Source organism: Synechococcus sp. R6-10 (assembly GCF_047461815.1).
Classification (GTDB): Bacteria; Cyanobacteriota; Cyanobacteriia; order Thermostichales; family Thermostichaceae; genus Thermostichus.
In genome coordinates this window covers 1-7,539 of sequence record NZ_JANSHW010000545.1, presented here as the reverse complement: position 1 = coordinate 7,539, position 7,539 = coordinate 1, and the positions used below count along the sequence as shown (strand labels likewise).

Annotated in this window: 7 protein-coding genes; 2 read left to right on the top strand and 5 right to left on the bottom strand. The window is 59.8% G+C overall.

The window, feature by feature from the left end; all coding sequences use genetic code 11:
• Positions 1-99 precede the first annotated feature (99 nt).
• Together NW837_RS13530 and NW837_RS13525 are read left to right on the top strand one after the other, a co-directional pair.
• Positions 100-696 carry a hypothetical protein gene (locus NW837_RS13530; RefSeq protein WP_414332144.1) on the top strand — a complete coding sequence of 199 codons (597 nt, stop codon included), beginning with the start codon at positions 100-102 and terminating at the stop codon, positions 694-696.
• A 31-nt stretch (positions 697-727) separates the two neighbouring features.
• Positions 728-1,609, top strand: coding sequence for a hypothetical protein (locus tag NW837_RS13525; protein ID WP_414332143.1), 882 nt, complete (start codon positions 728-730; stop codon positions 1,607-1,609).
• An 89-nt stretch (positions 1,610-1,698) separates the two neighbouring features.
• On the opposite strand, the gene NW837_RS13520 is transcribed toward NW837_RS13525, so the two are convergent.
• The 5 genes from NW837_RS13520 to NW837_RS13500 form a co-directional block, all read right to left on the bottom strand.
• Positions 1,699-2,970 (bottom strand): class I SAM-dependent methyltransferase, encoded by a 1,272-nt coding sequence (locus tag NW837_RS13520; protein ID WP_414332142.1) that lies wholly within the window; start codon positions 2,968-2,970, stop codon positions 1,699-1,701.
• A 52-nt stretch (positions 2,971-3,022) separates the two neighbouring features.
• Positions 3,023-4,144, bottom strand: coding sequence for an ABC transporter ATP-binding protein (locus NW837_RS13515; RefSeq protein WP_414332141.1), 1,122 nt, complete (start codon positions 4,142-4,144; stop codon positions 3,023-3,025).
• A gap of 279 nt (positions 4,145-4,423) precedes the next feature.
• Positions 4,424-4,864, bottom strand: coding sequence for an Hsp20/alpha crystallin family protein (locus NW837_RS13510; protein WP_011433199.1), 441 nt, complete (start codon positions 4,862-4,864; stop codon positions 4,424-4,426).
• Between the two features lie 178 nt (positions 4,865-5,042).
• The gene (locus tag NW837_RS13505; RefSeq protein WP_414332140.1) at positions 5,043-5,354 is read right to left on the bottom strand and encodes a PepSY domain-containing protein; all 312 of its coding nucleotides are present in this window, start codon (positions 5,352-5,354) and stop codon (positions 5,043-5,045) included.
• Between the two features lie 99 nt (positions 5,355-5,453).
• Positions 5,454-7,539 (bottom strand): bifunctional aconitate hydratase 2/2-methylisocitrate dehydratase (locus tag NW837_RS13500; RefSeq protein WP_414332139.1); only part of this gene is annotated, 2,086 nt, incomplete at its 5' end.

Here is a 7,539-nt window from a genome sequence, read left to right as displayed (position 1 = left end):
GAAACAAACAGAATGCTATCGCTGCATAGTTGAACAGTGATGTTCAGCAGTGTTCAGCGTAAATGTATCAGCGATGCCGCTTGTGGTTGAGGGATGTTCATGGTACGCCGTTTCCCCGTCTGGATTGCTGCTGCCGCCTTGGCAGGAGGGATCGCCTGTACGCAGGCAGCTCCTGTGCAAACTCCTGACCAGGTGGTGAGCACTTTCATCGCTGCTGCCGAGAAGGGGGACTGGGGCACGGCAGACAGCTACCTGACGGAGCGCTTCAGCAATGCCCTCAGGCCGGGATCCCTGCCTTCGATTTGGGGCATTGTGGGGGAGAACGTGCAGTTGCGCAACCAAGAGGTGACCGGGAAGACGGCCTATGTTTGGGTGGAGGGCACAGACTCTCTGGAGGATGCAGCCCAGCGGCTGGGGCTGGATCCCTTGACGTTGCGCAAGTATTTGACCCAGCCGGATCTGGCGGATCCCACCTATCAGCAGTTGGCCCCGCAGTTGGTGGGGATGCGCCTGGAGGGAGAGACGGTAACCTCCCGCGTCAAGATCACCCTCTACCAGCAAGATCGCGGCTGGCGAATTGAAGTGTGGCAGCCGGATAAGCCACCTGCTGCTTCGGGATCCCAGTCGGAAAACCCAGAAGAGACAGAAGCAACGGATCCCGGTGAAAATTCTGCATCTCCAACCGAGAACCCCTAGGACTGTTACCTGCAGGGAGATTGGGGAGGGTGTGGATGTGAGAGCGTGGTTTTTCCTGGTGCTGGCTTTGCTGCCTCTGGGGGGCTGTTGGCAGGCCAAAACGGCTGAAGAAACGCTGCGGGAGTTTGTCCAGGCGGCCAATGCCCGCGATTTTGCCACCGCAGAAGCCCTGCTCACTCCGCGGCTGCTAAAAGGGATCCCTCCGGGGGCCTTGGATCAATCGTGGCCCTCAGCGGAGGAGTTTACCCTCACCCCCATTCAAGCGGTGGGCAATACGGCCATTTTCCGGGTGGAGGCAATCCTGAAGCCAGAAGCGGTGGTGCCGACTTTGCGTTTCCAGTTCACTGCCGAGGAGCTGCAACGATTTTTAACAGAGCCGGATCGGGAGGATCCCCGGTTTCGCCCTTTTCGCTCCCAGTTGGGCTTCTACGAGCCTTTGCCGGAGGGTCGGCTGCGCGCAGTTATGGAGGTTACCCTCTATCGCCAGGCCCAAGGGTGGCGGGTGGAGTTGGCTCGTCTGCAGCCTTTAAATACAGAGGTTCTCTACGAGCCAATCAAGTTAGCGGAAGAAGCACAGCCTTTCCAACTAACTGGGACGGTGCGACTTCTCAACCGCAAGGAGGGCTGGATTGGGGTCAACTTGGAAAAAGTCAGCCCCAGCTTGGAGCGCTACGCGGGCACGTGGGTCTCGGTGGTTCCCGCTGAGGAGGTGCAAGTGACTCGCCTTGGCCGCTCTGCCAGCTGGCTGGATCTGCTCCCGGGAGATGTGGTGGAAATGGAAGGCACCGTTCGGTTCGCCGTCAACGTCGATGCGGAAGGATCGATCCCAGCGGCCATTCGGGCCGAGCAAATCAGGGTGCTGCAGACCCTCACCCCCAGCCCCTCTCCCAGCCCAAGCGCTCCGCGTCGCTAAACGCAAACACCCCCGGCCCCTCTCCCAGGGGGAGTCAGCCCTCACCCCCGGCCCCTCTCCCAGGGGGAGAGGGGGGTAGGTTCTTGAACTCAACGCAGAGGAGAGTCCAACAGCACCACCAGCCGCTCTTCCAGAAACTTCAGGTTGGCCACCACCTGGTTAAAGGCTTCTTCTGGGGTCCAATCCATGAGATCTAGCGCCTTGGCCGCCAGGGCCTGTACAGGAACAGGCTCTTCTCCAAAAACATCGATCAACCAGCGCACCGAGAAGGGATCGATGGTGATGTTGCCCTCGGAGCCGGGCCAGCCGTTGATGTTGACCGGGCCATTGTCGCGGATGGCATTCTCAAAGGCAGCTTTGGCATTGAGCCTCAGCAGCAGGGGATGGGCGTGTACCGAGCCATTTCTCCATTCCTCGTTGCTGAAGGGTTGGGGAGAAGTGGCCCCGGTGGGGTGGCCACACCAGAAGTCGATCAGGCGGGTCAGGTTGGGAAAGATTAACTCGATGAAGTGCAGCAGCTCCTCTTGGTTGAGCTTTTTGATTTGGCGCAGAGCGTAGGGAACGGGCTTGGTGAGGACCCGCTCCAGCTTCCACTGCTGCCAATTGACCATGCTGATGAACTCCAGCCCGGCTTGGCGGAGCATCTCAAAGACCTGAGGTACGGTAAAGCCTTTGTCGCTGCGCAGCAGGAAGTTGGCCAGGATCCCATTGGTGGTTTTGATGGCATCCCCCTGCCAGTGGCTTTTGACGAAGCTGCCCTCGTGAAGGGCATCCATCAGCTCCCTGAGGATGGGAACGGCTTTGGCAGCCGGCTCATCCATCACCCCCAGCAGCTCCATGGCATCCTGCATGTTGAAAATAAACTGGCGCTGGTAAAGGCTGTGGACATTGGTGCGGATGATGCCGTCCGGTTTGAGCACCTGGCGCATGCCTTTCAGCCCTGCCACCGGATCGTCCAGTAGGTAGAGCACGTCATTGCAGGCGATGAAATCGAACTGCTCCCCCAAGGCTTGCAGGTCGGTGATGTCCATCACCTCGAAACGCGCCTCTTTGATCTGGTGGAACTCGAAGCGCTGCCGGGCCATTTTCAGGGATTCTGCCGAGATATCCACCCCGACAAAAGAAGCTCCTGGATTGGCCGTGGCCAGCACGAGGGTCTCCCAGCCGGAGCCACAGCCGGCGTTGAGCATCACTTTGCCCTCGGGTTTGACCACCTTGCGGTTGCGGCGATAGTAAGCGGTGGTGAGGCTGTTGGCAAACAGCGCGAAGTTATCCGTAACCGTCTGCTCAATCGGGACATTCGGGTAGGGAAATTCGTCAAACTGTGCCTGAACCAACTTGGAAGTGGATTGCTCCGGCATAGGGATCCCTGCCTCTGTAGGACTGATTAGGATTCTAAAGCGATCCCAGGGTTTAACCCAGGCGCTGCTCGGTTTCGGGATCGAACAGGTGGAAGCGATCCATGTCGAAGATCACTTCCGCCCACTGGTTGACGCGCAGCTGGGTACGGGGATCCACGCGGGCCACAAACTCCTGCTCGGCCAGGATCCCTTCTCGGTCGCTGGTGCTGAGATAGAGGATTACTTCATGGCCCACCAGCTCCGTTACCGAGACCTTAGCCCGCACCGGGGCAGGTTGGATCCCTGGGGGTTGGTAGTGGGGATCGTGGATGTTTTCCGGGCGGATGCCGAAGATGACCGACTTGCCGACGTATTGCCAATAGGGCTCTGCCTGGTGGGGCGGGATGGCCACGCGGAAGGCGCCGGTATCGATCCAGAGGGTGCCCTCCTGCTCCCGCAGCTTGGCCTGGAAGAAATTCATGGCGGGGCTGCCGATGAACCCGGCCACAAACAGGTTGGCCGGGCGGGTGTAGAGGGTGTGGGGGGTATCCACCTGCTGCAGGCGGCCATCCTTCATGACGGCGATGCGGTTGCCCATGGTCATGGCCTCCACCTGGTCGTGGGTGACGTAGATGAAGGTGGTGCCCAGTTGCATGTGCAACTTGCTGATCTCGGCCCGCGCCTGTACCCGCAGCTTGGCATCCAAGTTGGAGAGGGGCTCATCCATCAAAAACACCGCCGGATTGCGCACGATGGCCCGCCCGACGGCAACCCGCTGCCGTTGCCCACCCGAAAGTTCCTTGGGCTTGCGGTTGAGCAAGTGCTCGATCCCAAGGCGCTTGGCCACCCCCCTAACCCGGCTTTCGATCTCCGCCCGTGGCAGGCCGCGCAGCTTGAGGCCAAAGGCCATGTTCTCGGCCACGGTCATGTGGGGGTAGAGGGCATAGGATTGGAAGACCATGGCGATATCCCGATCCTTGGGGGGGACATCGTTCACCCGTCGATCGCCAATGTAGATGGAGCCGGCGCTCACCTCTTCCAAGCCGGCCAGCATGCGCAGGGAGGTGGTTTTGCCGCAGCCGGAGGGGCCGACAAAGACGAGAAATTCCCCGTCTTCGACGGTGATGTTCAGGTCATGGACGGCGGTGGTGTCTCTGTAGCGCTTGGTAACGTGTTCGTAGGTAACGCTGGCCATGCTCTCAACCTTGGCTCCGTTGCGCACTCAAACCCTATCCAAAGCGGCGGGCAAAAGTCAAATCGAGTTGAGTTGAGTTCGGTAGGGAGAGCTGGGGATCCCTGCAGCGAAGCCAGTTTATGGTCGTTGCCCCTGCCCTTGCCCCGGCCCCTTTCCCAGAAGGAGAGGGGAGCTGGGAAGCCATGGAATCTTGAACCGAAATGTAAAAAAAGGTAGGCTCATCGCCTACCTCTATGGGATCCTTTTTCCCCATTAGGAAGTTGCCTAACCTCTAGGCCATCAGGAGACAACGCTCACTTTAACCACTTGGGCTTTTTCAGAGTCTGCCTTGGGCAAGGTGAGGGTGAGGATCCCATCTTTGTATTCGGCTTTCACCTGATCGTGTTTGATCCGGTTCGGCAGTGGGATCACCCGTTGGAAGCGCCCATAACGGAATTCAGTCCGGGTTACCCCTTTGTCTTCAGAGCGCTTCTCAAATCGCCGTTCCCCAGTGATGGAGACCGCTTCGGCTGTCGCTTGGATATCCAAGTCGTTGGGGTTCAAGCCGGGCAGCTCCAGCTTCAGGGTAATGGTTTCGGGATCATCGTGCATCTCCACTGCCGGCATGAAGGCAAAGCCGTCGGCCTCGGTGGTGCGAGGGATCAGCCGGTCGAACATCCGGTTCATTTCCCGTTGAATTTCGTCAATTTCCCGAAATGGATCCCAGCGGACAAGAGCCATAGAGCATCCTCCTCCTCTATTACTTTGCTTTTTTGACTTCCAGTTCGAGTTTGGAGCTTAGCTTTTGGGGCTCAACTTTAGAGGTATAAGCAAAACCTCTATGCTTCTAGTGTATTCAAATCTATTCCGAGAAGTGTAGGGTTTTCTGGAATGTTTCTTAGGTGTTTACCCTACAGGTTTATCCATCCAAAACCCTCTGGGACTCCGTATGTTTGGGGCGGCGATGGAGTTTTGTGGGTAACCACATACTGAGACCGGTGGCCACCATCACCAGCAGCCCCAGTCCGTTTAAGAACGGGTAAACCGCTTGCAGATCGAGGGGGCCCCACTGCCCTTTGTGGATTTGGATCAGCCAGTAGTAGTCGAAGTTTTGGTTAAGGCGGGCAATTTGATACAGGGATCCCGTCAGCACCGTCACCACCAAGGGCAAGGCCAGGATGGGGGCCAGGGTGCGGTGGATGCGACGGATCATCTTTGGATTCAGGGCCATTGGGCTTTCTCCAGGGCAATGGGAGGCTCCCTGCCATGCTATCAGGGCAGCCTAAGGCCAGCTTAAGCTCCTGCTGACCACCCATGCGCCGATCCCTGCTCAAGACCGGATCCCGAGCAAGTCCTCGATCTTAGGCATTTGCTCCCGCGGAATGATCCGCCCTTCATCTTCAAAGCCGGGGATCTCGTGGAAGTTGAGGTAGCGGTACAGCTCGCCGGCAAAGGGCTGGATCTTGGTGGAGACGATCTCTTGGTATTCCTCAGGGGTGGGGATCCGGCCCAAAAGGGCGCAGGCGGCGGCCAGCTCGGCGGATCCCAGATAAACCCGCGCGTCTTTGCCCATGCGGTTGTTGAAGTTGCGGGTGGAGGTGGACATGACGGTGGCCCCGTCTTCCACGCGGGCTTGGTTGCCCATACACAAGCTGCATCCCGGCATTTCCGTTCTGGCCCCGGCGGCAGCAAAGATGCCGTATACGCCTTCCAAGCGCAGTTGTGCCTCATCCATGCGGGTGGGCGGACAGATCCAGAATTGGCGCACCTTGGCCCGCCCTTGGCCTTCCAGGATTTTGGCGGCGGCGCGGTAGTGGCCGATGTTGGTCATGCAGGAGCCGATGAAAACTTCGTCAATCTTGATCGGCGTATCGGGGTTGCCGGCGGCGTGTTGGGCATGGACTTCGCTCAGGGTCATCACCTTGTCGGGATCGTTGGGGGCACAGACAATTGGCTCGGTGATGGTGCTGAGGTCGATTTCGATGACTTCGGCGTATTCAGCGTCGGCATCCGCCTCCAGGAGGGTGGGGCTGGCCAGCCAGGCTTCCATTTTGGCGATGCGCCGCAGCAAGGTTCTCGCATCCTGGTAGCCGCGGGCAATCATGTTTTTCAGCAGCACCACGTTGGAGCGCAGATATTCTGAGACCGTCTCGAGGCTCAGCTGGATGGTACAGCCGGCACAGTTGCGCTCTGCCGAGGCATCGGTAAACTCGAAGGCCTGCTCCACCTTCAGATGCGGCAGGCCCTCGATCTCCATGATGCGCCCGGCAAAGACGTTTTTCTTGCCTTTTTTCTCAACGGTGAGCAGCCCCCTCTGAATGGCCACGTAGGGGATGGCATGGACAATGTCCCGCAGGGTGATCCCCGGCTGCAGTTCCCCCTTAAAGCGCACCAGCACCGATTCCGGCATGTCCAAGGGCATCACCCCCATGGCGGCGGCAAAGGCCACCAGACCGGATCCCGCCGGGAAGGAGATCCCCAAGGGGAAGCGGGTGTGGGAGTCGCCCCCGGTGCCGACGGTATCCGGCAGGAGCATGCGGTTGAGCCAGGAGTGGATAATGCCATCGCCGGGACGCAGGACAACGCCCCCGCGGGAAGCGAAAAAGTCGGGCAGCTCTTTGTGGATCTGGATGTCCACCGGCTTGGGATAGGCGGCGGTGTGGCAGAAGCTCTGCAGCACTAGGTCGGCGTTGAAGCCCAGACAGGCCAGCTCCTTCAGCTCATCGCGGGTCATGGGGCCGGTGGTGTCCTGGGATCCCACCGTGGTAATGAGGGGCTCACAACTGGTGCCCGGGCGCACGCCTGGCAGCCCACAGGCTTTGCCCACGATTTTTTGCGCTAGGGTATAGCCTTTGCCGGTGTCTGCCGGTGGAGTGGGGCGAATAAACAAGGTCGAGGGAGGCAAACCCAAGGCTTGGCGGGTTTTGTCGGTGAGGGCACGGCCAATCAACAGGGGAATACGTCCCCCCGCCCGCACTTCGTCGGGGAGGGTCACGGGCCGCAGGGAAAAGGTGGAGAGAACCTGGCCGGCCTCAGAGCGGATCACACCTTCGTAGGGGCAAATGGTAACCACCATGCCGGTTTCCAGGCGGGAGACATCGCACTGGATGGGCAAGGCCCCGGCATCTTCGGCGGTGTTGAAGAAGATGGGCGCGATGGTGCCCCCCAGGATGACCCCGCCGGCCCGCTTGTTGGGCACATGGGGAATGTCGTGGCCGATGTGCCAGAGGAGTGAGTTGAGGGCGGATTTGCGGGAGGATCCCGTGCCTACCACATCCCCCACAAAGGCGACCGGATGGCCACGGCGCTTCAGCTCGGCAATGGCGGCCAGGGATCCCGGAGCGCGGGACTCCAGCATGGCCTGGGCGTGGAGGGGGATATCCGGGCGGGTGGTGGCGTGGGCGGCGGGGGAAAGG

Bases quoted from the DNA above. Each gene is read 5' to 3' on its own strand.
- NW837_RS13510 (WP_011433199.1), bottom strand. From the start codon at position 4,864: ATGGCTCTTGTCCGCTGGGATCCATTTCGGGAAATTGACGAAATTCAA.
- NW837_RS13505 (WP_414332140.1), bottom strand. From the start codon at position 5,354: ATGGCCCTGAATCCAAAGATGATCCGTCGCATCCACCGCACCCTGGCC.
- NW837_RS13530 (WP_414332144.1), top strand. From the start codon at position 100: ATGGTACGCCGTTTCCCCGTCTGGATTGCTGCTGCCGCCTTGGCAGGA.
- NW837_RS13515 (WP_414332141.1), bottom strand. From the start codon at position 4,144: ATGGCCAGCGTTACCTACGAACACGTTACCAAGCGCTACAGAGACACC.
- NW837_RS13520 (WP_414332142.1), bottom strand. From the start codon at position 2,970: ATGCCGGAGCAATCCACTTCCAAGTTGGTTCAGGCACAGTTTGACGAA.